This window comes from Pseudomonas kulmbachensis (genome assembly GCF_963681935.1).
GTDB lineage: Bacteria > Pseudomonadota > Gammaproteobacteria > Pseudomonadales > Pseudomonadaceae > Aquipseudomonas > Aquipseudomonas kulmbachensis.
This window is the reverse complement of record NZ_OY817088.1, coordinates 373,771-399,363: the sequence shown is the minus strand read 5'-3', so window position 1 is coordinate 399,363 and position 25,593 is coordinate 373,771. Positions and strand designations below refer to the sequence as shown.

Here is a 25,593-nt window from a genome sequence, read left to right as displayed (position 1 = left end):
AAGGCGAGCATTTTCCCTCAGGCAGAGCCACCGGGCAATGACAGATAGTCGCTTGAGGCGTTTTTCCTGCGCTTAACCGTTCAACCTGTTAAGGATCGGACATTTCATTTCGTTAATAAGCACATGTCATCCGACAGACGAACCAGTTATCGACCAATATCAAAAAGTTTTGATATTGGCCTTGCGGGGGCTTGAGCGGGTAACTAGACTGCGGCCCCATGAACTTACACGTGCCTTCAATCCGCCATAACGATTGCGAAGAGCTCTGGGCCCTGTGCAAGGCTGGAGGCGATCCGCTGCGACTTAATGTTTTGCGGGCGCTGGCCAACGATTCGTTTGGCGTGCTGGAACTGGCGCAAATTTTTGCCACCGGTCAATCCGGGATGAGCCACCATCTCAAGGTGCTGTCCCAGGCGCGTCTGGTGGCGACACGGCGTGAAGGCAATGCGATTTTTTACCGTCGTGCCCTGCCCCACACCGAGCAACAAGGCGGCAAACTGCATGCAGCACTGCTGGAAGAGGTCGACAACCTGACCTTGCCCGCCGATGTACAGGCGCGTATCAGCGCAGTACACGGCCAACGTGCAGCAGCCAGTCAGGACTTTTTCTCACGCATAGCCGAGAAGTTTCGCGCTCAACAGGATTTGATCGCCGGCTTGCCGCAATACCGGGACAGCGTTTTGGCGCTGCTCGACAAACTGAGCTTCAGCCCAGCGGCCACGGCCCTGGAAGTCGGCCCCGGCGATGGCAGCTTTCTGCCCGATCTGGCCCGTCGCTTCCATCAGGTCACAGCACTGGACAACAGCCCAGCGATGCTTGAGCTGGCCCGCCAGCTGTGTGAACGCGAGTCACTGAACAACGTCAGCCTGATCCTGGCCGACGCGCTGCACGATGCACAGATCCAGGTTGACTGCGTAGTTGTGAACATGGTCTTGCACCATTTCGCCGCACCGGCCGAAGCACTCAAGCAACTGGCAACCTTGCTGCAACCGGGCGCAAGCCTGCTGGTAACAGAGTTGTGCAGTCATAATCAGGCGTGGGCCCGCGAGGCGTGCGGTGATTTGTGGCTGGGTTTTGAACAAGATGATCTGGCCCATTGGGCCACCGCTGCGGGACTCGTTCCCGGGGAAAGCCTCTATATAGGCTTACGTAATGGTTTCCAGCTTCAGGTCCGCCACTTTCAGCGGCCAGCTGGCGACACTCACCATCGGTAAATATTAGGAAACCGTCGAGATGAGCGAATACTCCCTTTTCACCTCCGAGTCCGTGTCTGAAGGGCATCCGGACAAAATCGCCGACCAGATTTCTGACGCGGTGCTGGACGCCATTATTGCTGAAGACAAGTTCGCCCGTGTGGCGTGCGAGACTCTGGTGAAAACCGGCGTAGCAATCATCGCGGGCGAAGTGACCACTTCGGCCTGGGTTGACCTGGAACAGATCGTTCGTGACGTGATCACTGACATCGGCTACACCAGTTCCGACGTCGGTTTCGACGGTGCGACCTGCGGCGTGATGAATATCATCGGCAAGCAGTCCCCTGACATCAACCAGGGTGTTGACCGGGCCAAGCCTGAAGATCAAGGCGCCGGCGACCAGGGCCTGATGTTCGGCTACGCCAGCAACGAAACCGAAGTGCTGATGCCAGCACCGATTACCTTCTCGCACCAACTGGTTCAGCGCCAGGCCGAGGCCCGTAAATCCGGCCTGCTGCCTTGGCTGCGCCCGGACGCCAAGTCCCAGGTGACTTGCCGTTACGAAGGCGGCAAGGTTGTAGCCATCGACGCAATCGTGCTGTCGACCCAGCACAACCCTGACGTGTCGTACAAAGACCTGCGCGAAGGCGTGATGGAACTGATCGTCAAACACGTGCTGCCAGCCGAGCTGCTGCACAAGGACACGCAGTTCCACATCAACCCTACTGGCCAGTTCATCATCGGTGGCCCAGTGGGCGACTGCGGCCTGACCGGTCGCAAGATCATCGTTGACACCTACGGCGGCATGGCCCGTCACGGCGGCGGTGCGTTCTCGGGTAAAGATCCATCCAAAGTTGACCGTTCGGCTGCCTACGCCGGCCGTTACGTAGCTAAAAACATCGTGGCTGCAGGCTTGGCTGATCGTTGCGAGATCCAGGTTTCCTACGCTATCGGCGTCGCTCAACCGACTTCGATTTCGTTGAACACCTTCGGCACTGGCAAAATCTCCGACGACAAAATCATCAAGCTGGTACGTGACATATTCGACCTGCGTCCATATGCCATCACCACCATGCTTGACCTGCTGCACCCGATGTATCAGGAAACTGCAGCATACGGCCACTTCGGCCGCACGCCACAGACCAAAACAGTTGGCGACGATACCTTCACCACGTTCACGTGGGAGCGTACCGACCGCGCTGAAGAGCTGCGCGCTGCTGCAGGTTTTTAATTAGTCCTGCTGCACCAAAAGCCCCGGACAGGTAACTGTCCGGGGCTTTTTGCTGCTGGCGGGTACACATGTGGAACAAACACAGCGAATTGCTGGGCCGCGGATGCTGCTAACATTCACGGTTTCGATCAGCCGAGGCGCAAGTTGCGCGTCGTTTTAACCTTTTTTATTGTCATTTTTATCATGGAGCCATTTATGAAATTACTTTCACCGCTCGCCCTATTTACTGTTTGCGGCCTGCTGGCTGCCCCGTTGATGGCCGCAGATGCTGCCCCCGAACTGACCGGTTGTGCTGCCAAGAAACAAGCCATCACCCTGCAACTTGAGCAGGCTCGCGCCCACGGCAACAGCAACCAGGTCGCTGGCCTGGAAAAAGCCTTGAGTGAAGTCACCGAACACTGCACCGACGCAGGCCTGCGCAAGGAACGCGAAAACAAGGTGCTGGAAGCCAAGCACGAAGTCAGCAAGCGCCAGGCGGATCTGGACAAGGCCATGAAGAAAGGCGATCCGGAAAAAATCGACAAGCGCAAAAACAAGCTGGCTGAATCGCGCAAGGAACTGCAAGAAGCCCTGGATCAGCTGGACAAGTAACAGCACACCCTCACCCCGACCCTCTCCCTCAGGGAGAAGTTTAGGGTGAGGGCGCTTTGGCCTTTAATCAGTGATTCCTGAATTCCTTGTGGCACGCACTGCAGGTGTCTTCGACTTTCTGCACTGCAGGCGTCAGGTTGCTGGCCTTGTAGGGTTGTACCTGGCTGGCGATAACCAGCTCGCCCGTGGCGGCTTCCAACTGGTGCGCCAGCTCCTGAAAGCGGGCCTGCTTTTGCCAGACGTCATCGGTCGCGCTGGTTTGAGCAGTTTCCTTGACCTGAGGGAAGTGCTTCCAAGGCTCGTGAGCCAAGGCATCCAGCTTGATCGCGCCCTCAGTAAAGCGCGGGCCGTCGAAGGGAATCCGGCCACGCAGCATGCCACCCAGCTCTTCGCTGGTCTTGAGCATTTGCTTGAAAATCGCTTTACGCTGGCCCAGCGGCGAATCGGGATCAACCCCACCGCACGCAGTCAGCGTCAGGCAGGTCAGCACTACAACAGTCAATCGTTTAAGAGTCATGGTGGCTTCAGGTCACGGAAATCGGTCGCCAGTATCCTCGCGTCACCTGCAAAGACCAATACCCCTATTGAATATAAGGATTGCCTGACGGTCATCCGGCCTCGGCAAACCTCGAAGGAACCTCGCACATGAGTATATTTTTCAAGCCGCTGACCTGGGCCTTGCCCGTTGTCATGTTGCTGGCCGGATGCAACGGCACTGACAAGGACGCCACCAAACCTGAACCCCACACCACCTACAGCAAGGCTGACTGGAGCGCACTGCCTGAAGTGACGGGCAGCGACCTGCAAAGCGGTTTTGCTTCATGGCGCAGCGCCTGCACCCGCCTCAAGGCCGACGCCAACTGGGGCTCCGTGTGCAGCGATGCAGCCGCCTTGCCTGCCAGCCCGAGCGTGGCCGAGATCAGCAGCTTTCTGCAAACCCACCTCGACGTGTACAGCTTGCGCTCCGCCGAAGGCAGCAGCGACGGCCTGATCACCGGTTACTACGAGCCGGTCTACCCTGGCAGCCTCAAGCCTACCCAGGCCGCCAATGTGCCGATCTACGGCGTACCGGCTGACCTGATCGTGGTCAATCTGGACAGCATCTACCCTGAACTCAAGGGCAAGCGCCTGCGCGGACGCCTTGATGGTCGCGTGCTCAAGCCTTACGACACCGCCGAGACCATCAACAGCAAAGGTCTAAATGCGCCCGTATTGGCCTGGCTGACCGACCCTATGGACCTGCAGTTCCTGCAAATCCAGGGCTCGGGCCGGGTACAACTCGACAATGGTCGCCAGTTGCGCATCGGTTACGCCGACCAGAACGGCCACCCGTACAAGCCGATTGGTCGCTGGCTGGTCGAGCAGGGCGAGCTGAAAAAAGAGGACGTGACCATGGGCACTATTCACGCTTGGGCGATGGCTAACCCGCAGCGCGTACACGAGATGCTGGCCAGTAACCCGAGCTATGTGTTTTTCACCCAGAACCCCGATAGCAACGAAGGCCCGCGCGGTTCGCTGAACGTGCCGCTGACAGCCGGTTACAGCGTGGCGGTAGACCGCAAAGTGATCCCGCTGGGCAGCCTGTTGTGGTTGTCGACCACCCAAGCCAACGGCCAACCCATCGTGCGCCCGGTTGCCGCCCAGGACACCGGTGGCGCCATTGCGGGTGAAGTGCGGGCAGACTTCTTTGTCGGCACCGGCCCAGAGGCCGGGCAAATTGCGGGCGACATGAAACAGAAGGGCAATATCTGGCTGCTGTGGCCTAAAGGGGCGGCGTTACCGCAGTAGCTGCAACCCGCTCTTCGTAGCAGTTGACGAGTAGAACGAGGCTACGTCCGGCGGCGTAGCCGTCGTAAAACCTGTACTTGCGGCCTATCAGGTAGACCGCGTACCCAGGCTTTATGATCGCTTCGCAATCGAACGCAGCCTCGTTCCTTCGGCAGCTGCTACAAGTTGTGCGCTACATCGACACAAAAAAGAAGCTGACCACCAGCCCCATGCCGATAAACCACACGATGGAGCGCAAGAGTGCCCAGTCTGCCAGGTAGCAAATGATGTAGAGCAGGCGACTGGTGATAAACAGCACCGCCAGCACATCAATGGTCACAGGCTGGGCGTTGCCCACGATGTCGGCAATGATCACCGCAGCCGCGAACGCCGGGGTCACTTCAAAGCTGTTTAGTTGGGCACTGTGGGCACGTTTGGCAAAACCTTGCAGGCCGTCGAGAAACGTACGCGGATCATGGTTTTGTTTAGGCCCGAATTTGCCATCGCTGAACTTGGCAAAGGCGGTACACACGTAGCTCAGGCAGAAGGCAATCAGTACACACCAGAAGGCGACCGTCATTGGAATTTCCTTTTTAGAGTTTCATCACGAGCATGCCGATCAGCACCAGCCCACAGGCTAAGAGCCTCGGACCGCCAAAAGGTTCTTTGAGGTAACGCATACCAAACAGCACCACCAAAATCACGCTGACTTCGCGCAGCGCCGCTGCCTCGGCAATCGAGCCCAGTTGCATCGCCCACAGCACCAGCGCATAGCTGGCCAGCACGCAAACCCCCACTGCTACGCCCAACCGCCATTGCGTACGCCAGAACAGCGCGAACGCGGCCCGCTTGCGGGTGACCGCCAGCAACGGAAACGGCCAGGCGCTGAGCAACGTGACCCACACCAGATAATCCAGAGGATGGGACCAGCGCCGGATCGCCTGCCCGTCCACAAAGGTATAGCTGCCAATACACAGCCCGATCAGCGCCACCACCGGCAGCATCGACCAGGGCAGGCGAGCACCACCGCCGCCCTGCCACAACAAACAAGCCATGCCGCAAGGGATCAACAGGATGCCGATGATCTGCTGGCCCGTCAGTACCTCCCCGGCAAAGGTCAGGGTCAGCGCCAGCACCACCAGGGGCGAAAGCCCGCGCATCAGCGGGTAGACCAAGCCCAGGTCTCCCACCCGGTAAGCACGAATCAGCAGCACCCGGTAGACCAGCTCCAACAGCACGGACGCCAGTATCCACGGCCAAATTTCAGGCGGCGGCAACGACACAAAGCCCACCAACGCGGCGACCACCACCAGCGCCACCGTATCCATGCAGGCGATAACCAGCAACCGCTCGCCGCTGAACTTGATCAGGGTATTCCAGATCGCGTGCAATACAGCCGCGACCAACACCAACATCGTTGCCAACACCCCAGACTCCTTGCGGTTATCAACCTGCGGGCACTGCCAGGCCCCACCATGCAACCTCAGTGCGTCTGCGTGGTCAATGACCTCGCAGATCGCGTCCGTTTGCCACACCCCCGGGATGTGCCCCTGACACCTGCGTTTGCATCCAAACATAGCCCGACCTGATCGGGCTTCCATTCACTCTCGCCACTACAGGATCCCGGATGCTTGAGCTTGTTGCTGCGTTTATCTGCCTGACCTCACTACTGACTTACGTGAACTTCCGCTTTATCGGCCTGCCGCCGACGATTGGCGTGATGGTTACCGCCCTTATGTTTTCCCTGCTGCTGCAAGGCTTGAGCTTCCTCGGTTACCCGGGCCTTGAAGAACGAGTGCAGGAGCTGATCGGCCAGATCGACTTCGGCGACCTGCTGATGAACTGGATGCTGTCGTTCCTGCTGTTTGCCGGCGCCTTGCACGTCAACATCAATGATGTGCGCAGCTACCGCTGGCCAATCGGGCTGCTGGCGACCGTCGGCGTGCTGATCGCTACTACCGTGATCGGCAGCCTGGCGTACTGGATTTTCGGCCTGTTTGGCTGGCACATCAGCTTCCTGTACTGCCTGCTGTTCGGTGCACTGATTTCCCCCACCGACCCGATTGCGGTGCTGGGTGTACTGCGTACTGCCAACGCCTCAAAACCGCTGAAAACCACCATCGTCGGCGAGTCGCTGTTCAATGACGGCACCGCCGTTGTGGTGTTCACCGTGTTGCTGGGCATCGTGCAACTGGGCGAAACCCCGAGCCTTGGCGCTACGGCGATGCTGTTCGTTCACGAAGCCATCGGTGGTGTGGTGTTCGGTGGCTTGATCGGTTATCTGGTGTATCGAATGATCAAGAGCATCGAGCAATACCAGATCGAAGTGATGCTGACCCTGGCACTGGTGATCGGCGGCTCGGCCATGGCCAGTGAGCTGCATGTATCGGCACCAATTGCGATGGTGGTTGCTGGCCTGATCATCGGTAACCTGGGCCGCAACAAGGCCATGAACGAGATGACCCGTCGCTATATGGACGGCTTCTGGGAGTTGCTCGATGACATGCTCAACGCGCTGCTGTTTGCGCTGATCGGCATGGAACTGTTGCTGCTGCCATTCTCGTGGCTGCATTTGCTGGCTGCCAGCGTTCTGGCGGTGGCCATTTTGCTCTCGCGCCTGTTGACCGTGGCCCCGGCCATTGTGTTGCTGCGCCGCTGGCGCACGGTGCCACGCGGCACCATCCGTATCCTGACCTGGGGCGGTCTGCGCGGCGGTGTTTCGGTCGCACTGGCACTGGCCTTGCCGCTGGGCCCGGAGCGCGATCTGATCCTGAGTATCACCTACATCGTGGTGCTGTCGTCGATCCTGTTCCAGGGTTTGACCATCGGCAAGCTGGTTCGCCGTGTGACCAAGGATGCGCCAGCCGAGGCCGAACACACGCACTGATCCAGCTTGTAGCCGCTATTTCGTAGCAGCTGACGAGCAACGCGAGGCTGCGTCCGAGTGCGCAGCACTCGCAGATCCGTAATCCGAGGTTTTTCAGACATTGCGCAGTATTCCATTTTGCGACTGCTGCGCAGCCGAACGCAGCCTCGTTCCTTCGGCAGCTGCTACGAGGGTTAGTGCATAACGCTTGGACAGCAGCAAATCCCCGCCATGACCTCGACCTCATCCCGGTGTTTTCCGCCACCTTGGCTACACTCACTTTCCAGATGCCTGAAGGCATAACACGCAAAGGAGAGTTAAGGGATGAGTACTTCTGCTGCCTATGCACCGCCCAGGCGCCATCTCGGCGCCAACATCATGATCATTACGGCTCTGGTTGCCTTGGCCATCACGGCATGGCGATTCTTCACTCCACTGTCAGGGGTGACGGATTCCGGGGGGGCAATGACAACGATGCTCGCCGAATTTGTGCTGTTTGTTCTTGGCGTACTCCTGGTCAAAACCGCGGCGGGAGGCTTGCGAAACTTCGTCCTGTTTTTGAGTTGGGCCGGTGCCATAGGGACCATTTTTGCTGCAAGCCTTTTGCATGGCTGGTGGACAGTTGCCGTTCTGGTGGTCTTCGCCGTGGGTGTTGTGATTGAAACCTTTGGCGCCAAGCCAACAAGGAGCGCATGAGATGAACGGAATCAAAAAACACTTTTTGACAGCTCCGGCGCTGTGCTTGCTGGCAGGTGTTTCCAACGCTCAGGCACAAGACACCTACACCGTACCGACACCGTTGCTGGCAACGTCGAGCATCTCTGCCGAAGACGCCAAACTGCCCCTGCCCAGTGGCAAGGAGTGGGACAGCTTTCACGGCCAACTGAGCGCGCAGAAGTACTCGCCACTGACTCAAATAAACAAGGATAACGTCGGTAAACTGACCAAGGTCTGGGAGTATTTCACCGGAGACATGTCCTCCGGAACCGGTAAAATCCCGCCTTCGGTCTGGTCTGCCACACCTATTTTCGCCAATGACACGCTGTATGTCGGCACGCCTTTTTACCGGATCATCGCGCTCGAACCCGAGACCGGCAAAGCGAAGTGGACCTATGACACCAAGTCGCCGCTGGTTGCCGAAACACAGCCCGCGCTGAAATCTCGCGGCGTGTCGTACTGGCAGGAAAAAACACCGCAAGCGGGAGTTGCCTGCCAAAAAATCGTCTACCTGGGCAACATGACCGCGCAGCTATATGCGGTGGATGCTGACACCGGCAAGCCGTGCGAAGGCTTCGGCAAAAACGGTGTGGTGGATGTCAACCAATGGAACACCGTCAATGCCAAATGGCCGTTGTCGCAACTGCAACCGCCAACCGTTATCGGTGACAAGCTGATCGTCGGCTGGGCCGGTAAAGACTGGGAATATGAAGTCGAATCACCAGGTTCGCTGTTTGCCCTCAATGCCCGCACTGGCGAGCTGGAGTGGGAGTTCAAGCCGATTCCGGAAGATGAAGCTGGCAAAACCGGCACCGCCAACATCTGGACCGCAATGTCTTACGACCCCGCGCTGGGCTTGCTGTATATCCCCGTGTCCTCGCCTTCGCCCAACTACTGGGGCGGCAATCGGACCAAACCGATTCCCCTGGGTACTTCGACCACGGCTCTGGACATCAATACCGGCAAGGTCGTGTGGTCTCGTCAGTGGGTTCACCACGACATATGGGACTACGACATCAACTCAGCTCCTACGCTGATGGACATCACCGTCGATGGCAAACCCGTGGCCGCGTTGGTGCAAGCGACCAAGATGGGCTTTTTGTTCACCGTTGACCGCCGCACCGGCGAGGACGTGTGGCCCATTGAAGAACGCCCGGTGCCACAGGGCGATGCCCAGGGCGAGGTGTATTCGCCGACCCAACCGTTCCCGACCAAACCTGCGCCGTTGATGGATCAGTCGAAAAAACCGGCAATCTGGAAAATCGCCGACATCGTCGGTTTTGGTCAGTGCACAAAAATGTGGGACGGTTTGGAATACAACGGCATGTACTCGCCACCCGCCACTAAGGGCAACGGCGTACTGGCCTACCCGGACAGTGCCGGTGGCGTGCAATGGGGCGGTGTAGCGTTCGACCCTGTCAGCCAGGTGGCCATTGTGAACACCTCTCACATCGTGCAGATGATCAAGCTGTGGGATCGCGCCTCATACGACAAGCAACCAAAAACCTCGGGCAACGAAAACGGCTTTTACCCGCAGATCGGCGCACCTTACGGCATGAGCTTGATGAACGCGCAGAACTGGGCCGGTATGCCGTGCTGGGCACCCCCTTTCGGTGAACTGGTGGCAATCGACATGCACACCGGTGACGTGAAATGGCGTCGTCCAATGGGTGCCGTCCAGCAATTTGGTTGGTACATGCCTGAAAACATGGGCTCGCCAACCATTGGTGGCCCTGCGGTGACTGCAGGTGGTGTGGTGTTTATCGGCGCCTCGATGGATGCCAAGGTACGCGCCTATGCCCTGGCAGATGGCAAAGAGCTGTGGTCGGATATCGTCATGGCTCCCGCCGTCGCCAACCCCGCTATCTATGAATACAAGGGCCGGCAATATGTAGCGTTTGTGGCGGGTGGCAACTCGATCATGAAAGATCAGGTAGGTGATCAGGTGGTGGTGTACGCACTGCCGAAATAAAGCATGACGTCAACCGTGGGAGCGAGCAGGCTCGCTCCCACAATTTTTAAAATGGTGTTACCCACCCGCCAACCGCTGCAACTGCTCGCTGGCCCGTTCAGCGAACAGCTGCAGCAACCCTTCCAGCGTATGCGCCGCAGCTTCATCCGCCCGCGTCAACGCGTACAGCGTAATCGGCAGCGCCGGAGTCAGCGGCCGGATCACGGTACTTGCCCGCGACGCCCCCAACGCCGTAAACGGATCAATCACCGCTAACCCCGCACCCGACTCCACCATTGCCCGCGCCAGCGAATAGGTCTGTACCGCGATGCTGATGCGTGGCGGCGGCTCTACCGCTTGCAGGTAGCTGTCCAGTCGGGCAAACAACGGATCGGCACTGCTCAGCCCGATCAACGGCGCATCCGCCAACTCATCCAGCGCCAGCGCCACGCCTTCGCTTTCATCGGCCCAGTAACCCCGTGGGGCCAGCGCCACCAATACACCGTGGGCCAATGCCCGAGCCTTGAGCCCCGGATGGTCGGGCAATTTGAAAGTCAGGGCCACATCCAGTTCGCGCATCAACAGGTTTTGCACCAACTCACGGCTATGGGCGCTGGTCAGTTCACACTTGATATCCGGATAACGGCGCGTCCACTCGCTGATCACCGGCGGCAATAGCGACAACGCCAATGCAGGCGTACTGCCGATGCGCAAACGATGCCCCGGCTCGCGACGCAGGCTCTCGGCCAAACGCTGCACGCCTTGCAGGCTCTCGGTCACCTTGTCGACTTCGCGCTCCAGCAACAGCGCTTCGGGGGTGGGCTGCAATTTACCGCGCACCCGCAAAAACAGCGGGAAGCCCAAACGCTGTTCAGCGTGTTGCAGCACCTTGCTGACCGCAGGCTGCGATACATGCAGCAGTTGAGCCGCCGCACTGACAGAACCGGTTTGGCGAATCGCCTGGAACACCTCGATATGACGCAAGCGCATGGCAGCAGTCCATAACCTTTGTTTATGGGAGAGCCATCTTTATTCATTGTTCGCCGCCTGTCACCTGCCCCTAACCTGAAGTCCGTTCAACAGCGGGCTAAGGACTGACATGGCACAGCGAGTTTGTATCATCGGCGGGGGCGTTATCGGGCTGGCAACGGCGTATGCATTAGTGCGCGATGGCTTTGAAGTGAGCGTGATCGAGGCTCAGCCAACCCTCGGCAGCCAGACCAGCTTCGCCAATGGCGGCCAGCTCTCCTACCGCTATGTCGCACCGCTGGCCGATGCCGGGGTGCCTTGGCAGGCGATGGGCTGGATGCTGCGCGGCGACTCGCCACTCAAGCTTCGCCCACGCATGGACCCGGCCCAATGGCGCTGGCTGGCCTCGTTCATGGCGGCGTGCCGCAGTTCGGTGAACCAGCGCAATGGCGCGCACTTGCTGCGCCTTGCGTTGCTCAGCCAGGCCACCTTGCAGCAATGGCGCGAAGAAGATCAGCTGGACGGTTTCGCCTGGCAGCGCAACGGCAAACTGGTGGCGTTCCGTGAACACGCAAACTTCGACAAAGCGCGCAAAAAAGTTGTCGGCAGTGCATTTCAGCAAGCGCTGTCAGCCAGCGAATGCGCCAGCCTGGAGCCCGGCTTGCAGGGGTCGGCGTTTGTCGGCGGTATCTATACCCCCAGCGAAGAAGTCGGTGATTGCCACGCGTTCTGCCAGCAACTGGTCGCCCGCCTGCAGGCCAGTGGCCGCTGCACTTTTATGTTGGGTAAAACCGTCACCCGTCTGCGCCATGCCAACGGTGCAGTACAGGCTGTGGAAATGGGCGACGAGGTGCTGGAGGTCGATCAGTTGGTGCTCGCTGCCGGGCACAACAGCCCAGCCCTGCGTTTGCCAGGCATGAACCTGCCACTGTATCCGCTCAAGGGTTATAGCCTCACGCTGGCTCTGAGCGACCCGCAAAAAGCCCCGCAGGTGAGCATCACCGACTACGACCGCAAAATTGTCTACGCCCGTATCGGCGAACAATTGCGCATTGCCGCGATGGTCGACATCGTCGGTTTCGATCCCTCCCTGGACCCCAAGCGCCTGGCACAAATGCGCCAACTGGCCAGCAGTACTTTCCCGGTTGCGGGCAACTACGACAACGCCACTGAGTGGGCCGGCATGCGCCCTGCTACCCCCAGCGGCGTCCCCATCCTTGGCGCCAGCGGCTATCGCAATTTGTGGCTCAACCTTGGCCACGGTGCACTGGGCTTCACTCTGGCCTGCGGCAGCGGGCGCTTGCTCAGCGAGCTGATTGCACAGCGTAAAACATCCATAGACATGCAAGGCCTGGCCGCTTGAATGCGCCATCCCGACAAAAAGGAAAGCCCGATGACGATTCACCGCATCAACAGTAACGACCGTTTGAGCGCCGCCGCGACTTTCGAAGCGCTGGTCTTTCTGTCCGGACAGGTCCCTACGCAAAGCGAAGATATTACCGCGCAGACCCAAGAGGTCCTGGGCAAGATCGATGCTCTGCTGGCCGAAACCGGCAGCGACAAGGACCATATTCTTAACGCCACGATTTACCTGCAGAACATTCAACGCGACTTCGCGGCCATGAATGCCGTGTGGTCAGCCTGGCTATCGGCTGGCAAAGTGCCCACCCGCACCACCCTGCAAGCCGAATTAGCCCGCCCACAGGTGTTGGTGGAAATAAGCGTGATTGCTGTTCGTCATTAATCTGTTTTAGGGGAAAACAAAAAAATGAAAAAACTAACCTTGATCAGTTGCACCCTGGGCCTGTTGATCAGCCATACCGTGCAAGCCAATGAGACCCCGCTGCAGGGCACACTAAAGAAGATCGCCGACTCGGGGACTATTACCCTGGGTTATCGCGATGCATCGGTGCCGTTTTCTTATGTCGGCGATAACACCGGTAAACCAATGGGCTATTCGGTGGAGTTGGCCAACAAGGTCGTCGAGCGTATCCAGCAGCAAATGGGCGACAAACCGCTGAAGGTCAAATACAACCTGGTCACTTCGCAAACCCGCATTCCGCTGGTACAGAACGGCACCGTTGACCTGGAGTGCGGCTCGACCGGCGTGACGGCAGAGCGGCAAAAGCAGGTGGCATTTTCGTACGGGTTCATCTACGTCAAAGGCCAGTTACTGACCGCCAAGAACAGCGGCATCAAAGGCTTCGATGATCTGCGCGACAAAAACGTCGTGACCACCGCGGGCACCACCAATGAGCGCTTTATCAAAAGCTACAGCGCCGACCACAAGATGGGCATGAACGTGATCAGCGCCAAAGACCATGGCGAAGCGTTCAAGATGCTCGAGACCGGTCGCGCCGTGGCCTTCTACATGGACGACGCACTGCTCTACGGCGAACGCGCCAAAGCCCGTGACCCGCACAACTGGGTCGTGGTCGGTGACGAGCAATCGCGGGAAATCTACAGCTGCATGGTGCGCAAGGACGACCCGCAGTTCCTGGCCGTGGTCAACAAGACCCTGGCTGACCTGTATCAGTCCGGCGAAATCACCAGCATCTACCAGCGCTGGTTCGAACAACCAATCCCGCCCAACGGCCTGAACCTGGAGTTCCCGATGACCGCTGAACTGAAGCAGATCATCGCCAAACCTGTGAGTGATCCGGTGGAGTAAGGGGGCTGTATTGGTAAGGCTTATAGCCAATCGTTGATAACCGCTAGCGGCTACAAAATTACGCGCCTGTCGCCAATCAGGCGCGTGCTGCTTCAGTGCGTTACCAGCGTGTCCAGCGACTTGTCGACATAACCCTTGGCCAGCTCCACCAAGTGCACGGTCGACAACACCAAGTCGCGCGCGGGCCCGCTCAAACCATTCCCCGCCTCATTCGCGCAGGCACCCGCACAGCGCAACAAGTCTGACGCCTGGGCCAAAGCCGCTTCGCAATTGACACTGTCCGGGATGGCAAACATGGCCGTGCCCATGGAGCGATAAGGCTTATGGTGTTGCAGGTAAAAATTGAGCGCACGTTCAGTGGCGGCACGATCAAGTAACGGGTCGTGACTGTCAGCAGCATCGAGGGGCAAAACAGGTGGGTCGGGGGTGATCTTTTTCATGGGTTCTCCAAATTTATGGAGCTGCCCTTGATCGCGACTAAACGAATGGGTGGCAGCCGTACGCAGGTTAGTCGACCGGAAAACTTGGAAACCGGCGCACTCGAAGGTGCCCTACGCACGGCCACCATAGCGATGACACTTTGCGTCAAGTTTTCAAGCCGGGCGACTAAACCCGACCGCCGTTTTGCAGCGATGGGCCGAGACTATTCCCCGATTTGGACAGGCGCAAGCGAGCTGGATTTTCTCGGATGTTTCACGAGATTAAAAGCGAAACGTCGTACGAAACGCCTGATTTTAAAGGCCAAATGCGTTGCCGGTAGCTCTGTAGCAGCTGGCATGCCACAGCGTTTAGAAATCACCCCACAACTGCTGCGCCACAGCCAAAGCCACAACCGGGGCAGTTTCAGTGCGCAGTACCCGTGGGCCAAGTCGCGCAGGCTGATAGCCAGCGGCTTGGGCCAGGTCGACTTCGCTGTCGGTCAAGCCGCCCTCGGGGCCGATCAAAAACGCCAGACGTGCAGGTTTGGCGTGGCTGGCCAACGGTTCGGACACCGGGTGCAGCACCAGCTTGAGGTCGGCTTCGGTGGTTTTGATCCAGTCGCTGAGCATCACCGGCGGATGAATCACCGGCACCCGCGAACGGCCGCACTGTTCGCAGGCGCTGATCGCCACTTGGCGCCAGTGGGCCAGGCGCTTATCCGCGCGTTCGTCCTTGAGCCGCACTTCGCAGCGCTCACTCATGATCGGGGTGATTTCGGTCACTCCCAACTCGGTAGCCTTTTGAATCGCCCAGTCCATGCGCTCGCCACGGGACAGGCCCTGACCAAGGTGGATGGCCAATGGCGATTCCACTTGCCCGACAAAGGTTTCGTCCAGCACTACGCGCACGCGTTTTTTGCCGACTTCCAGCAAGCGCCCCAAAAATTCCTGACCCGAGCCGTCGAACACTTGCAGTGCATCGCCCTCGGCCATGCGCAGTACGCGGCCAATGTAATGCGCCTGGGCTTCAGGCAATTCGTGTTCACCAAGGCTCAAGGGGGCGTCGATAAAGAAGCGGGACAATCTCATATGGGTTCTCTGAAAATTTAATTATTCATGTAGGCGCTGCCGCAGGCTGCGATGGGTTGCCCCCCAGCGACCTTGGTGTATTGAAGGTCCTGCGGCCCTTATCGCAGCCTGCGGCAGCGGCTACAAAATTGTGTTTAACCCGGGTCGCGGAAGTCCGGATGGAAGTTCGATGGCACGGCCACGCTGATGTCGCTGCGGGTCGCAATATCGATCCCTTCACTGGCCACTTCAGCCAGAAAGTCGATCTGCTCGGGGGTAATCACGTAAGGCGGCAAGAAATACACCACGCTGCCCAACGGACGCAACAACGCGCCACGCTCCAGTGCGTGCTGGAATACCTTCAGACCTCGGCGCTCCTGCCACGGGTAAGCCGTTTTGCTGGCTTTGTCCTGGACCATTTCAATGGCCAGAACCATACCGGTCTGACGCACTTCCGAGACATGAGGATGATCCACCAGATGCGCAGTCGCACTGGTCATACGCTGAGCCAGCGCCTTGTTGTTCTCGATCACGTTGTCTTCTTCGAAGATATCCAACGTCGCCAGAGCCGCCGCACACGCCAGCGGGTTACCCGTGTAGCTGTGGGAATGCAGGAAAGCGCGCAGCGTCGGGTAGTCGTCGTAGAACGCGCTGTAAACCTCTTCAGTGGTTACGCAGGCAGCCAACGGCAAATAACCACCGGTCAACGCTTTAGACAGGCACAGGAAGTCCGGGGTAATGCCCGCCTGTTCACAGGCAAACATGGTTCCGGTGCGGCCAAAGCCCACGGCGATTTCGTCGAGGATCAGGTGCACACCGTAACGATCGCAGGCCTCGCGCAACAGAGTGAGGTACACCGGGTGGTACATGCGCATGCCGCCCGCGCCCTGAATCAACGGCTCGACGATCACTGCAGCCACCGTGTCGTGATGCTCGGCCAGGGTCTGTTCCATAGCCACAAACATCGTGCGCGAATGGGCTTCCCAGCTCACGCCTTCGGGGCGCAGGTAGCAGTCGGGGCTCGGCACTTTAATGGTGTCGAGCAGCAACGCCTTGTAGGTTTCGGTGAACAACGGCACATCACCCACGGCCATCGCGGCCATGGTTTCGCCGTGGTAGCTGTTGGTCAGGGTCACGAAGCGCTTTTTGTTCGGCTGCTCGCGATTGAGCCAGTAGTGAAAGCTCATCTTCAGCGCGACTTCGATGCACGACGAACCGTTATCGGCGTAGAAGCAGCGGGTCAGGCCTTCGGGCGTCATCTTGACCAGTCGCTCGGACAGTTCAATCACCGGCTGATGGCTAAAGCCCGCAAGGATCACGTGCTCCAACTGGTCGACCTGGTCCTTGATGCGCTGGTTGATACGCGGGTTGCAGTGGCCAAATACGTTGACCCACCAGGAACTCACGGCATCCAGGTAACGCTTGCCTTCAAAGTCTTCCAACCACACGCCTTCGCCGCGCTTGATCGGGATCAACGGCAGTTGCTCGTGATCCTTCATTTGGGTGCAGGGGTGCCATAAAACGGCAAGATCTCGCTGCATCCACTGATTATTCAGGCCCATTTCCCACTCTCCTGGCGCTGGTTCCCGACGTGCGCGGGTAAACAATCGCGCAAGCCTATGCAATCCGCCCGCGTGTCACAACCTATTACAAATCCCAGCACCTTACTGACGCCTGAAGACAAACAATAGCGACACAAAATATTGTTAACGTTTGCTTAATTATTGGCACCCAGGCTACAGATCGTATTTATCGATAACTTGCAGCGAAAAAATGCGCTTTCATTCGATAGGTAAACCATTAGTCTTAGGCTCAAGTTCCCACAGGATGTTGGCAATGCAGCTACGTAACTCTTCTTCTCGATATGGTGCCGTCAGTATTTTCATGCACTGGACCGTTGCGTTGGCAGTGTTCGGATTGTTCGCGCTGGGTCTGTGGATGGTTGGTCTGGACTACTACAGCCCTTGGCGCAAAGAAGCGCCAGACCTGCACAAGAGCATTGGTCTGACGCTGCTCGCAGTAATGTTGCTACGTGTCATATGGATCTGGATCAGCCCGGCGCCTCCTGCCCTGACCAGCTACAGCAAGGCAACACGTATCGGCGCAAAACTGGGCCACGGTTTTTTGTATCTGGCTTTGTTTGCACTAATGATCGCTGGCTACCTGATCTCCACCGCTGAAGGCGTGGGCATCCCGGTATTCGGCCTGTTTGAAGTACCTGCACTGATTTCCAACCTGCCCGATCAGGCCGATGTGGCCGGTGTCGTGCATCTGTACCTGGCGTGGGCCGTGGTGATTTTTGCCGGGCTGCATGGCCTCATCGCTTTGAAGCACCACTTTATTGATCGTGATGCGACCCTGACCCGTATGCTGGGGCGCAAAGCCTGATGCTCAACCTCAACTCAAAAGGAATAGACCGCATGTTGAAAAAGACCCTCGCTGCGCTGGCACTCGGTACTGCACTGCTGACCGCAGGTCAGGCCATGGCTGCTGACTACACCATCGACAAGGAAGGCCAGCACGCCTTTATCGACTGGAAAGTCAGCCACCTGGGCTTCAGCTTTATTCACGGCACATTCAAGGACTGGAGCGGCACCTTCTCGTGGGACGCTGCCAAGCCTGCTGACAGCAAAATTGACGTCACCCTGAAAACCGCCAGCCTGTTCTCCAACCACGCAGAACGTGACAAGCATATCGCCAGCAAAGATTTCCTGGACGTGAGCAAGTTCCCGGAAGCGACCTTCAAGTCGACTAAGGTTGTACCGACTGGCGAGAAAACAGCTGACGTAACAGGCGACCTGACCCTGCACGGCGTGACCAAGCCAGTGACGTTCAAGGCAACGTTCAACGGCGAAGGCAAGGACCCGTGGGGTGGCGAACGCGCTGGCTTCAACGCGACCACGTCTGTGAACCTGAACGACTTCGGCATCAAGAGCCCGGGCGCAGACCAGACGCTGACCCTGGACATCTCGCTGGAAGGCGTGAAGGCCAAGTAATAGCGCTTTTATACGGCTAAAAAAAACGCCCCGGCTTGCGAGAGCCGGGGCGTTTTTTTATGCGTGAATCAAGAGCCCCTCACCCTGACCCTCTGGGAGAGAGTTAAGGTGAGGGCGCTTTGGACTCAGCGGTTGCGAGTCAACAGCGCAGGCTTTTCACCACGAGGGCGGTTCGGCAGTTGATCGAGCTGCTCAGGTGTCGGGAAACGATCGCTTTTCGACTCCTTGTGCATGATCTTCGGCTGATTTTCACGTGGGCCTTTAACCGCTGGCTCTTGACGGGCATCGTCACGGGCCGGGCGATTTTCGCGCCGGGCTTGACCGTCACGCGGGGCACCGCTGCGTGGACCGCTGCGCTTGGCAGGCGGTGTGCCAGTGCTGGCGCCGCTGCCGGTACGCGGAGCATTTTGACGACCACCAGTACGTGCTGCTGGCGCTGCGCCAGTGCCAGTACCCGTTGCAGGAGCACCCGGACGGCGGCCACGGCTCTGGTTGTTTTTGTTCTGGTACGGGCTGACGTAATCAGCGCGGTTACCAAAGTTGTCTACATCGTCATCGCGGAACTCGTCCGGCGCACGGTTGGCGTCCGAACGAGGGGTTGGCTGACGCTGTTCACGGGCAGGTTGAGCCTCGCGCGGCTTTTGCTCACGAGCAGGACGCTCGCTACGAGCAGCGGCTGGCTTCTCTTTGCTCTTTTCCTTGCCTTTGTCTTTACGACCGCCGCCACCGCCCGGGTTACCCGGACCGTCGCCACGAGGACCACGTGGCGGGTTGCGCGGGTTACGCACATCCGGACGCTCGCGCACTTCAGGCTTTTCAGCTTCTACGGTGCTGGAGTCAAAACCCATCAGGTCGCCATCGGCGATTTTCTGGCGGGTCATGCGCTCGATGCTTTTCAGCAGTTTTTCTTCGTCCGGAGCAACCAGCGAGATCGCCTCGCCCGAACGACCGGCACGGCCAGTACGGCCGATACGGTGAACGTAGTCTTCATCGACGTTTGGCAGTTCGAAGTTGACCACGTGTGGCAGCTGATCGATATCCAGACCGCGAGCGGCAATATCGGTCGCTACCAGAATGCGTACAGCACCGGCTTTAAAGTCGGCCAGGGCTTTGGTCCGCGCGTTCTGGCTCTTGTTACCGTGGATGGCCACGGCGCTAAGGCCATGCTTGTCCAGGTACTCAGCCAGGCGGTTGGCGCCATGCTTGGTACGAGTAAAGACCAGAACCTGTTCCCAGGCGCCTGCGGTGATCAAGTGAGCCAGCAGCGCACGCTTGTGGGTGGCAGGCAAACGGAAAACACGCTGTTCGATACGCTCGACCGTCGTGTTGGGCGGCGTAACTTCGATGCGTTCCGGGTTGCGCAGCAACTTGCCAGCCAGATCGGTGATGTCCTTGGAGAACGTCGCCGAAAACAGCAGGTTTTGACGCTTGGACGGCAGACGTGCGAGGACTTTTTTCACGTCATGGACGAAGCCCATGTCGAGCATCCGGTCAGCTTCGTCGAGCACCAGGATTTCAACGTGGGACAAGTCAACGCTGCCTTGACCAGCCAGGTCGAGCAAACGACCCGGGCAGGCAACCAGTACGTCAACACCACGGGCCAGAGCCTGGACCTGAGGGTTGGTGCCGACACCGCCAAACACGCAGGCGCTGACGAACTTCAAGTCGCGGGCATAGAGCTTGAAGCTCTCGTGCACCTGGGCGGCAAGTTCGCGGGTTGGGGTCAGGACCAGCACGCGTGGTTGGCGTGGGCCGTGGCGCTGGGATTTGTCCGGGTGGCCATTGGGAAACAGCTTTTCCAGAATCGGAAGAGCGAAGCCGCCGGTTTTACCAGTACCTGTCTGAGCCGCAACCATCAGGTCGCGACCTTGCAACACGGCGGGAATGGCCCGCTGTTGCACCGGAGTAGGCTCGGTATAGCCCGCAGCTTCAATGGCGCGGACTAAAGCCTCGGAGAGACCGAGGGAAGCAAAGGACATGAGAAATCCTGTTCTAGTTAGGGCTTGGCCCAAAGGGATAGTCTTGCCTGGCGTGAATGGCGTTTAAGGAGACGCAATCCCGTCCGGTCCTGCTCCAGTCCACAAGGCTCATTCGCACCGCTCGCGCGGGCAAGAGCTGCGCAGTAGCGGGGTTGAGTGGCTTGTACAAGGACGAGCGGCCGGGCGTAAGCCTGGCGGAAAGCCCGGAGTATAACAGAGCAATCACGGCGCGCCGATTTCATGCTGCCCAACGGCTTTTTTGTAGCCGCGGCCGGCATCAAGAAAAACCCTGTAGCCGCTGCCGCAGGCTGCGATAAGGACCGAAGGGTCTTCGCTTTCTACATCAAGGCCGGGGCCGCTGCGTCGCAGTGGCGCACCAAACCCATCGCAGCCTGCGGCAGCGGCTACAGGTCTTGAATCAGCGTGGCAGCTTCAGGTTGTTCCAGATCGCCAAGCTCGGATCAGCCTGGTTCAGGGTATAGAAGTGCAACCCCGGTGCGCCGCCGTCCAGCAGGCGTTCGCACATTTCGCTGATAACCTGTTCGCCAAACGCCTGGATGCTCTGCGTATCGTCGCCGTAGGCTTCAAGTTGCTTGCGAATCCAGCGTGGGATTTCTGCGCCACAAGCGTCAGAGAATCGCGCCAGCTTGCTGTAGTTGGTGATCGGCATGATGCCCGGCACAACAGGAATCATCACGCCCGCAGCTTCCACGCGCTCGACAAAACGGAAGTAGCTGTCGGCGTTGAAAAAGTACTGGGTGATCGCGCTGTCAGCGCCAGCGTGGGCCTTGCGCACGAAGTTGCTGATATCGTCTTCGAAGTTGCGCGCTTGCGGGTGCATTTCCGGGTAAGCGGCCACTTCGATATGGAAGTGATCACCGGTTTCTTCCCGAATGAAACTCACCAGGTCATTGGCGTAGCGCAACTCGCCGCTGGCCATGCCCATGCCCGAAGGCAGGTCGCCACGCAGGGCAACGATGCGCTTGATGCCTGCAGCCTTGTACTGGGTCAACAGGCCGCGCAAATCGGCCTTGCTGTCACCCACGCACGACAGGTGCGGAGCCGCAGGCACTTTTACTTCGCTCTCCAGCTGCAGCACGGTATTGATCGTGCGGTCGCGGGTCGAGCCACCGGCACCATAGGTGCAGGAGAAAAAATCCGGGTTGTAGGTCGCCAGTTGGCGAGCCGTGTTCATCAGTTTTTCATGTCCAGCATCGGTCTTGGTCGGGAAGAACTCGAAGCTGAAACGACGGTCTTGAGACATGGGAATACCCTTGCGTACGCGAAGGGGGGTTAAGGCGCCCCCTGACGCTGAACTCTCACACAAAAAAAAGGCGGTCAGTGCAAGCCTGACCGCCTTTTTTAATCAGTAGCGGTAAGCGTCTGGCTTGAACGGGCCTTCGACGGTCACACCGATGTAGTCGGCCTGAGTCTTGGTCAGTTGCGTCACAACGCCACCGAAGCCGCGAACCATTTCCAGGGCCACTTCTTCGTCCAGCTTCTTCGGCAGAACTTCTACAGTCAGGCGCTCGGCTTGCAGCTCGGCCGGCAGGTCAGCGTACTTCTGCGCGAACAGGAAGATCTGAGCCAGAACCTGGTTGGCGAACGAACCGTCCATGATGCGGCTTGGGTGACCCGTGGCATTGCCCAGGTTAACCAGACGGCCTTCGGCCAGCAGGATCAGGTAGTCGTCGTTCTGCGGGTCGAATTCGCCCAGGCCAGTACGGTGAACCTTGTGAACCTGTGGCTTCACTTCTTCCCATGCCCAGTTTTTGCGCATGAAAGCGGTGTCGATTTCGTTGTCGAAGTGACCGATGTTGCACACTACTGCACGTTTTTTCAGCGCAGCCAGCATGTTTTTGTCGCACACGTTGACGTTACCGGTGGTGGTCACGATCAGGTCGATCTTGCCCAGCAGTGCAGCGTCGATGCTGGCAGCAGTACCATCGTTCTGGCCGTTGATGAACGGCGAAACCACTTCGTAGCCGTCCATGCACGCTTGCATGGCGCAGATCGGGTCGATTTCCGACACTTTAACGATCATGCCTTCCTGACGCAGGGACTGGGCCGAACCCTTGCCCACGTCGCCGTAACCGATTACCAGCGCTTGCTTGCCGGACAACAGGTGGTCAGTACCACGCTTGATCGCATCGTTCAGGCTGTGACGGCAGCCGTACTTGTTGTCGTTTTTGCTTTTGGTCACCGAGTCGTTCACGTTGATCGCAGGGATCATCAGCTCGCCTTTGGCCAGCATGTCCAGCAAACGGTGTACACCGGTGGTGGTTTCTTCAGTCACGCCGTGGATCTTTTTCAGCATGGCCGGGTATTTCTTGTGCAGCAGCTCGGTCAGGTCGCCGCCATCGTCGAGGATCATGTTGGCGTCCCAAGGCTCGCCATCTTTCAAGATGGTTTGCTCAAGGCACCACTCGTACTCGGCTTCAGTCTCGCCTTTCCAGGCGAAAACCGGGATACCGGCAGCAGCGATCGCGGCAGCAGCCTGATCCTGAGTCGAGAAGATGTTGCACGACGACCAACGCACTTCTGCACCCAGGGCAACCAGGGTTTCGATCAGCACGGCAGTCTGGATGGTCATGTGAATGCAGCCCAGAATCTTCGCGCCCTTGAGCGGTTGTTCTGCTGCATAACGGCGGCGCAGACCCATCAGGGCTGGCATTTCGGACTCGGCGATAAAGGTTTCGCGACGGCCCCATTGGGCGAGGGACATATCAGCGACTTTATAGTCGGTAAAACCTGCAGGCGTGTTTACAGCGCTCATCAAGAGCCTCCATTCGTTTAATCGCGAATGGGCGCCGTTGTGCGTTTAGTGCCTGAACAGGGAGCCCTGAACAAACAACGCCCCATCCGAGCCTGACAGGTTGAACCTGCTGCAGCGCCCCTCGGACAGGTGGCGGGAACGGTACTGGGTAAAAATGACCGTTTTGAAGCGGGGGTGATTATAGCCATCCGCGCCGATGTTCCCAAGGATTTATCCACGGCATTTTGATTTGCTTAATCGAGACCATAGTCCAAGGTTAATAGAGATGAGGGCTGTGGTCTGACATCATGGCAGGCATCTAAGGCAAGACGGTCAGGAGCGAATATGAATTTTCACACCCGCAAATGGGTTAAACCCGAAGACCTCAACCCCAACGGCACCCTGTTCGGTGGCAGCCTGCTGCGCTGGATCGACGAAGAAGCCGCGATCTACGCCATCGTCCAACTGGGCAACCAGCGCGTGGTGACCAAGTACATCTCCGAAATCAATTTTGTCAGCGCCTCACGCCAAGGCGACATCATCGAGCTGGGTATTACTGCTACCGAATTCGGCCGCACCTCGATCACCCTGACCTGCGAAGTGCGCAACAAGATCACCCGCAAAAGCATCCTGACCGTCGACAAAATGGTTTTCGTCAACCTGGGCGAAGACGGCTTGCCGGCGCCGCACGGGCGTACCGAAATCAAGTACGTCAAAGATCAGTTCGACGATGAAAAGAAAGACTGATTAATCCCCCGGGCGTTGTGGGAGCCGGCTTGCCGGCGAATGCATGACCAAGGCCTCTCTGGCATACCGAGTCGTTTGCATCGCTGACAAGCCAACTCCCACAGGCATGAGTGAACAGCTGGCCCCCGCGCGTGTCGTACGCTTACACACGCCAACGGTCATGAAACCTCATGGACACCCAAAACAGCGGCAAAACCCCCAACCTGTCGGCTGAAGAAAAGCACGACGTCACCAAAAACCAGCCTCCGCGCGCAGCGGTCCTGCACGAAATCATTCGTTTGCAGGGTGATCAGGAGCTGGAGCGCAGCATCGCCGCCCTGTTCTGGTCGGCACTGGCCGCCGGGCTCACAATGGGCCTGTCGCTTATGGCCATGGGGTTGCTCAACTCGCGCCTGCCCAGCGGCGAAGCCTTCAAGGTCATAGCCAGCTTCGGCTACTGCGCCGGCTTTTTGGCCGTCATCCTCTCCCGCCAGCAATTGTTCACCGAAAATACCCTGACTGCCGTACTGCCGATCATGAGCAAACCCACGCTGAGCAATTTCGGGCGTCTGCTCCGATTGTGGGCTGTGGTGCTGGTGGGCAACCTGATGGGCACCTTGCTGGTGGCTTATGTGATGTTGCACTTGCCGATTTTCGACACCCAGACCGACAAGGCTTTCCTGGAAATAGGGCACAAGGTCATGGAGAACGACGTCAGTCAGATGTTTTCCAAGGGCATCATCTCGGGCTGGATGATCGCGACGATGGTGTGGATGATCCCGTCCATGGAGAGCGCCAAGATGTGGATCATCATCCTCATCACCTACCTGATGGCGCTGGGCGACTTCACCCACATCGTGGTCGGTACGGCTGAAGTGTCGTATCTGGTGTTTGCCGGCGAACTGCCCTGGAAAGACTTCTGGCTGATATTTGCCGGCCCGACCCTGGCCGGCAATATCATCGGTGGCAGCTTTATCTTTGCCCTGATCAGTCATGCGCAGATTCGCAGTGACACCAAAAAACCCAAGCCGCAAGCTTAGTTGCCCTGAGTCAGATCACGTAATGCGCGATGGCCACAAAGTGCAGCAGGCTGCCGGCAATCACGAACAGATGCCAAATGCCGTGGGCATGGCGCAGACGGTGATCCAGGGCAAAAAAGATAATCCCCACGGTGTACATCACCCCGCCAGCGGCCAGCCAGATAAAGCCAGCGGTGCCCAGCGCCGCCAGCAACGGTTTGACAGCCACCAGCACAATCCAGCCCATTACCGCGTAAATCACGATAGACAGAATGCGCGCTTCGGAGCGGGGCTTGATCTCCTGCAGCATGCCGATCACCGCCATGCCCCAGACAATTCCGAACAGCGACCAACCCCACGGCCCGTGCAGCGTGACCAGGCAAAAAGGGGTGTAACTACCGGCGATCAACAGGTAAATCGACAGATGATCGAACTTCTGCATGATCACCTTCGAACGCCCGCGTACGCTGTGGTACACGGTCGACACGCTGTACAGCAACACCAGCGTGACACCATAAATCGCCACACTGACAATCTTTTGCGGGCTGCCGTCGAGGCACGCCATCACCAATAACCAAATGCTGCCTACTGCTGCCGCAACAGCTCCCAACAGGTGGGTCCAGGCGTTTAGCTTTTCGCCGTGATACATGTGCAACATCCTCAAGAACTGACAGT

The 25,593-nt window shown here is 58.4% G+C and carries 25 protein-coding genes and 1 riboswitch; of the genes, 14 read left to right on the top strand and 11 right to left on the bottom strand.

The features are described from left to right. Positions 1 to 218: 218 nt before the first annotated feature. The 3 genes from U5A05_RS01985 to U5A05_RS01975 all read left to right on the top strand — a co-directional run bounded on the left by U5A05_RS01985 (position 219) and on the right by U5A05_RS01975 (position 3,015). Positions 219 to 1,214 carry an ArsR/SmtB family transcription factor gene (locus U5A05_RS01985; RefSeq protein ID WP_321835461.1) on the top strand — a complete coding sequence of 332 codons (996 nt, stop codon included), beginning with the start codon at positions 219 to 221 and terminating at the stop codon, positions 1,212 to 1,214. 19 nt (positions 1,215 to 1,233) lie between these two features. Continuing rightward, positions 1,234 to 2,424: a methionine adenosyltransferase gene (gene metK, locus U5A05_RS01980; RefSeq protein ID WP_261740606.1), complete on the top strand. Its 1,191-nt coding sequence runs from the start codon at positions 1,234 to 1,236 to the stop codon at positions 2,422 to 2,424. Between the two features lie 195 nt (positions 2,425 to 2,619). Next, entirely contained in the window at positions 2,620 to 3,015 is a 396-nt protein-coding gene (locus tag U5A05_RS01975; protein WP_019827986.1) for a DUF1090 domain-containing protein, read from the top strand. Positions 3,016 to 3,082: 67 nt separating this feature from the next. On the opposite strand, the gene U5A05_RS01970 is transcribed toward U5A05_RS01975, so the two are convergent. Beyond that, positions 3,083 to 3,532, bottom strand: a complete 450-nt coding sequence (locus tag U5A05_RS01970; protein ID WP_261740605.1) for a c-type cytochrome — start codon at positions 3,530 to 3,532, stop codon at positions 3,083 to 3,085. Positions 3,533 to 3,660: 128 nt separating this feature from the next. Between U5A05_RS01970 and mltA the strand changes: the two genes are divergently transcribed. After that, positions 3,661 to 4,803, top strand: coding sequence for a murein transglycosylase A (gene mltA, locus U5A05_RS01965; RefSeq protein WP_261740604.1), 1,143 nt, complete (start codon positions 3,661 to 3,663; stop codon positions 4,801 to 4,803). Positions 4,804 to 4,975: 172 nt separating this feature from the next. On the opposite strand, the gene U5A05_RS01960 is transcribed toward mltA, so the two are convergent. Beyond that, a complete protein-coding gene (locus U5A05_RS01960) occupies positions 4,976 to 5,362 on the bottom strand; it encodes an MAPEG family protein (RefSeq protein WP_261740603.1) in 387 nt (128 codons plus the stop codon). Between the two features lie 13 nt (positions 5,363 to 5,375). Further along, a complete protein-coding gene (locus tag U5A05_RS01955) occupies positions 5,376 to 6,209 on the bottom strand; it encodes a DMT family transporter (RefSeq protein ID WP_321835458.1) in 834 nt (277 codons plus the stop codon). 200 nt (positions 6,210 to 6,409) lie between these two features. Here U5A05_RS01955 and U5A05_RS01950 point away from each other — a divergent pair, with 200 nt between their 5' ends. The 3 genes from U5A05_RS01950 to U5A05_RS01940 all read left to right on the top strand — a co-directional run bounded on the left by U5A05_RS01950 (position 6,410) and on the right by U5A05_RS01940 (position 10,337). Beyond that, positions 6,410 to 7,669 (top strand): cation:proton antiporter, encoded by a 1,260-nt coding sequence (locus tag U5A05_RS01950; RefSeq protein WP_261740601.1) that lies wholly within the window; start codon positions 6,410 to 6,412, stop codon positions 7,667 to 7,669. A 303-nt stretch (positions 7,670 to 7,972) separates the two neighbouring features. After that, positions 7,973 to 8,344: a hypothetical protein gene (locus U5A05_RS01945; protein ID WP_261740600.1), complete on the top strand. Its 372-nt coding sequence runs from the start codon at positions 7,973 to 7,975 to the stop codon at positions 8,342 to 8,344. 1 nt (position 8,345) lies between these two features. After that, the gene (locus U5A05_RS01940) at positions 8,346 to 10,337 is read left to right on the top strand and encodes a pyrroloquinoline quinone-dependent dehydrogenase (protein ID WP_261740599.1); all 1,992 of its coding nucleotides are present in this window, start codon (positions 8,346 to 8,348) and stop codon (positions 10,335 to 10,337) included. A gap of 57 nt (positions 10,338 to 10,394) precedes the next feature. On the opposite strand, the gene U5A05_RS01935 is transcribed toward U5A05_RS01940, so the two are convergent. After that, positions 10,395 to 11,306, bottom strand: a complete 912-nt coding sequence (locus U5A05_RS01935; RefSeq protein WP_261740598.1) for a LysR family transcriptional regulator — start codon at positions 11,304 to 11,306, stop codon at positions 10,395 to 10,397. Positions 11,307 to 11,415: 109 nt separating this feature from the next. Between U5A05_RS01935 and U5A05_RS01930 the strand changes: the two genes are divergently transcribed. Genes U5A05_RS01930 through U5A05_RS01920 form a run of 3 tightly spaced genes read left to right on the top strand, consistent with a single transcriptional unit; the run spans position 11,416 to position 13,956 of the window. Further along, positions 11,416 to 12,648 (top strand): D-amino acid dehydrogenase, encoded by a 1,233-nt coding sequence (locus tag U5A05_RS01930; RefSeq protein WP_321835457.1) that lies wholly within the window; start codon positions 11,416 to 11,418, stop codon positions 12,646 to 12,648. Between the two features lie 30 nt (positions 12,649 to 12,678). Continuing rightward, complete coding sequence (locus U5A05_RS01925) at positions 12,679 to 13,029, top strand: RidA family protein (RefSeq protein WP_261740596.1); 351 nt, start codon at positions 12,679 to 12,681, stop codon at positions 13,027 to 13,029. Positions 13,030 to 13,053: 24 nt separating this feature from the next. Further along, the gene (locus tag U5A05_RS01920; protein WP_261740595.1) at positions 13,054 to 13,956 is read left to right on the top strand and encodes a transporter substrate-binding domain-containing protein; all 903 of its coding nucleotides are present in this window, start codon (positions 13,054 to 13,056) and stop codon (positions 13,954 to 13,956) included. A gap of 92 nt (positions 13,957 to 14,048) precedes the next feature. Here the strand turns inward: U5A05_RS01920 and U5A05_RS01915 are convergent, their stop codons facing one another. The 3 genes from U5A05_RS01915 to U5A05_RS01905 form a co-directional block, all read right to left on the bottom strand. After that, positions 14,049 to 14,396: a DUF6124 family protein gene (locus U5A05_RS01915; protein WP_261740594.1), complete on the bottom strand. Its 348-nt coding sequence runs from the start codon at positions 14,394 to 14,396 to the stop codon at positions 14,049 to 14,051. Between the two features lie 348 nt (positions 14,397 to 14,744). Further along, on the bottom strand, positions 14,745 to 15,464 hold the full coding sequence (locus U5A05_RS01910; protein WP_321835456.1) for a 16S rRNA (uracil(1498)-N(3))-methyltransferase: 720 nt from the start codon (positions 15,462 to 15,464) through the stop codon (positions 14,745 to 14,747). Between the two features lie 134 nt (positions 15,465 to 15,598). Continuing rightward, positions 15,599 to 17,005 carry an adenosylmethionine--8-amino-7-oxononanoate transaminase gene (locus U5A05_RS01905; protein WP_321835454.1) on the bottom strand — a complete coding sequence of 469 codons (1,407 nt, stop codon included), beginning with the start codon at positions 17,003 to 17,005 and terminating at the stop codon, positions 15,599 to 15,601. Between the two features lie 274 nt (positions 17,006 to 17,279). On the opposite strand from U5A05_RS01905, the gene U5A05_RS01900 reads away from it, so the two are divergent. Beyond that, entirely contained in the window at positions 17,280 to 17,831 is a 552-nt protein-coding gene (locus tag U5A05_RS01900) for a cytochrome b (protein WP_261740591.1), read from the top strand. Between the two features lie 32 nt (positions 17,832 to 17,863). Continuing rightward, the gene (locus U5A05_RS01895; protein WP_261740590.1) at positions 17,864 to 18,439 is read left to right on the top strand and encodes a YceI family protein; all 576 of its coding nucleotides are present in this window, start codon (positions 17,864 to 17,866) and stop codon (positions 18,437 to 18,439) included. Between the two features lie 125 nt (positions 18,440 to 18,564). Here U5A05_RS01895 and rhlE2 read toward each other — a convergent pair whose 3' ends face one another. From rhlE2 to ahcY, 3 genes are all read right to left on the bottom strand, one after another. Further along, positions 18,565 to 20,418, bottom strand: coding sequence for an RNA helicase RhlE2 (gene rhlE2, locus U5A05_RS01890; RefSeq protein ID WP_261740589.1), 1,854 nt, complete (start codon positions 20,416 to 20,418; stop codon positions 18,565 to 18,567). 418 nt (positions 20,419 to 20,836) lie between these two features. After that, complete coding sequence (gene metF, locus U5A05_RS01885) at positions 20,837 to 21,682, bottom strand: methylenetetrahydrofolate reductase [NAD(P)H] (protein ID WP_261740588.1); 846 nt, start codon at positions 21,680 to 21,682, stop codon at positions 20,837 to 20,839. 102 nt (positions 21,683 to 21,784) lie between these two features. Beyond that, entirely contained in the window at positions 21,785 to 23,194 is a 1,410-nt protein-coding gene (gene ahcY / locus U5A05_RS01880; RefSeq protein ID WP_261740587.1) for an adenosylhomocysteinase, read from the bottom strand. 22 nt (positions 23,195 to 23,216) lie between these two features. Beyond that, positions 23,217 to 23,323: riboswitch (S-adenosyl-L-homocysteine riboswitch) on the bottom strand. A 195-nt stretch (positions 23,324 to 23,518) separates the two neighbouring features. On the opposite strand from ahcY, the gene U5A05_RS01875 reads away from it, so the two are divergent. Both U5A05_RS01875 and U5A05_RS01870 read left to right on the top strand, forming a co-directional pair. Beyond that, positions 23,519 to 23,920: an acyl-CoA thioesterase gene (locus U5A05_RS01875; protein WP_019409147.1), complete on the top strand. Its 402-nt coding sequence runs from the start codon at positions 23,519 to 23,521 to the stop codon at positions 23,918 to 23,920. A gap of 170 nt (positions 23,921 to 24,090) precedes the next feature. Further along, positions 24,091 to 24,939 (top strand): formate/nitrite transporter family protein, encoded by an 849-nt coding sequence (locus U5A05_RS01870; protein ID WP_261740586.1) that lies wholly within the window; start codon positions 24,091 to 24,093, stop codon positions 24,937 to 24,939. Positions 24,940 to 24,949: 10 nt separating this feature from the next. On the opposite strand, the gene trhA is transcribed toward U5A05_RS01870, so the two are convergent. Continuing rightward, positions 24,950 to 25,567, bottom strand: coding sequence for a PAQR family membrane homeostasis protein TrhA (gene trhA, locus U5A05_RS01865; protein WP_261740585.1), 618 nt, complete (start codon positions 25,565 to 25,567; stop codon positions 24,950 to 24,952). Positions 25,568 to 25,593: the final 26 nt, after the last annotated feature.

Coding starts and splice junctions, on each gene's coding strand:
- U5A05_RS01985 (WP_321835461.1), top strand. CDS start 219: ATGAACTTACACGTGCCTTCAATCCGCCATAACGATTGCGAAGAGCTC.
- metK (WP_261740606.1), top strand. CDS start 1,234: ATGAGCGAATACTCCCTTTTCACCTCCGAGTCCGTGTCTGAAGGGCAT.
- U5A05_RS01975 (WP_019827986.1), top strand. CDS start 2,620: ATGAAATTACTTTCACCGCTCGCCCTATTTACTGTTTGCGGCCTGCTG.
- U5A05_RS01970 (WP_261740605.1), bottom strand. CDS start 3,532: ATGACTCTTAAACGATTGACTGTTGTAGTGCTGACCTGCCTGACGCTG.
- mltA (WP_261740604.1), top strand. CDS start 3,661: ATGAGTATATTTTTCAAGCCGCTGACCTGGGCCTTGCCCGTTGTCATG.
- U5A05_RS01960 (WP_261740603.1), bottom strand. CDS start 5,362: ATGACGGTCGCCTTCTGGTGTGTACTGATTGCCTTCTGCCTGAGCTAC.
- U5A05_RS01950 (WP_261740601.1), top strand. CDS start 6,410: ATGCTTGAGCTTGTTGCTGCGTTTATCTGCCTGACCTCACTACTGACT.
- U5A05_RS01945 (WP_261740600.1), top strand. CDS start 7,973: ATGAGTACTTCTGCTGCCTATGCACCGCCCAGGCGCCATCTCGGCGCC.
- U5A05_RS01940 (WP_261740599.1), top strand. CDS start 8,346: ATGAACGGAATCAAAAAACACTTTTTGACAGCTCCGGCGCTGTGCTTG.
- U5A05_RS01935 (WP_261740598.1), bottom strand. CDS start 11,306: ATGCGCTTGCGTCATATCGAGGTGTTCCAGGCGATTCGCCAAACCGGT.
- U5A05_RS01930 (WP_321835457.1), top strand. CDS start 11,416: ATGGCACAGCGAGTTTGTATCATCGGCGGGGGCGTTATCGGGCTGGCA.
- U5A05_RS01925 (WP_261740596.1), top strand. CDS start 12,679: ATGACGATTCACCGCATCAACAGTAACGACCGTTTGAGCGCCGCCGCG.
- U5A05_RS01920 (WP_261740595.1), top strand. CDS start 13,054: ATGAAAAAACTAACCTTGATCAGTTGCACCCTGGGCCTGTTGATCAGC.
- U5A05_RS01915 (WP_261740594.1), bottom strand. CDS start 14,396: ATGAAAAAGATCACCCCCGACCCACCTGTTTTGCCCCTCGATGCTGCT.
- U5A05_RS01910 (WP_321835456.1), bottom strand. CDS start 15,464: ATGAGATTGTCCCGCTTCTTTATCGACGCCCCCTTGAGCCTTGGTGAA.
- U5A05_RS01905 (WP_321835454.1), bottom strand. CDS start 17,005: ATGGGCCTGAATAATCAGTGGATGCAGCGAGATCTTGCCGTTTTATGG.
- U5A05_RS01900 (WP_261740591.1), top strand. CDS start 17,280: ATGCAGCTACGTAACTCTTCTTCTCGATATGGTGCCGTCAGTATTTTC.
- U5A05_RS01895 (WP_261740590.1), top strand. CDS start 17,864: ATGTTGAAAAAGACCCTCGCTGCGCTGGCACTCGGTACTGCACTGCTG.
- rhlE2 (WP_261740589.1), bottom strand. CDS start 20,418: ATGTCCTTTGCTTCCCTCGGTCTCTCCGAGGCTTTAGTCCGCGCCATT.
- metF (WP_261740588.1), bottom strand. CDS start 21,682: ATGTCTCAAGACCGTCGTTTCAGCTTCGAGTTCTTCCCGACCAAGACC.
- ahcY (WP_261740587.1), bottom strand. CDS start 23,194: ATGAGCGCTGTAAACACGCCTGCAGGTTTTACCGACTATAAAGTCGCT.
- U5A05_RS01875 (WP_019409147.1), top strand. CDS start 23,519: ATGAATTTTCACACCCGCAAATGGGTTAAACCCGAAGACCTCAACCCC.
- U5A05_RS01870 (WP_261740586.1), top strand. CDS start 24,091: ATGGACACCCAAAACAGCGGCAAAACCCCCAACCTGTCGGCTGAAGAA.
- trhA (WP_261740585.1), bottom strand. CDS start 25,567: ATGTATCACGGCGAAAAGCTAAACGCCTGGACCCACCTGTTGGGAGCT.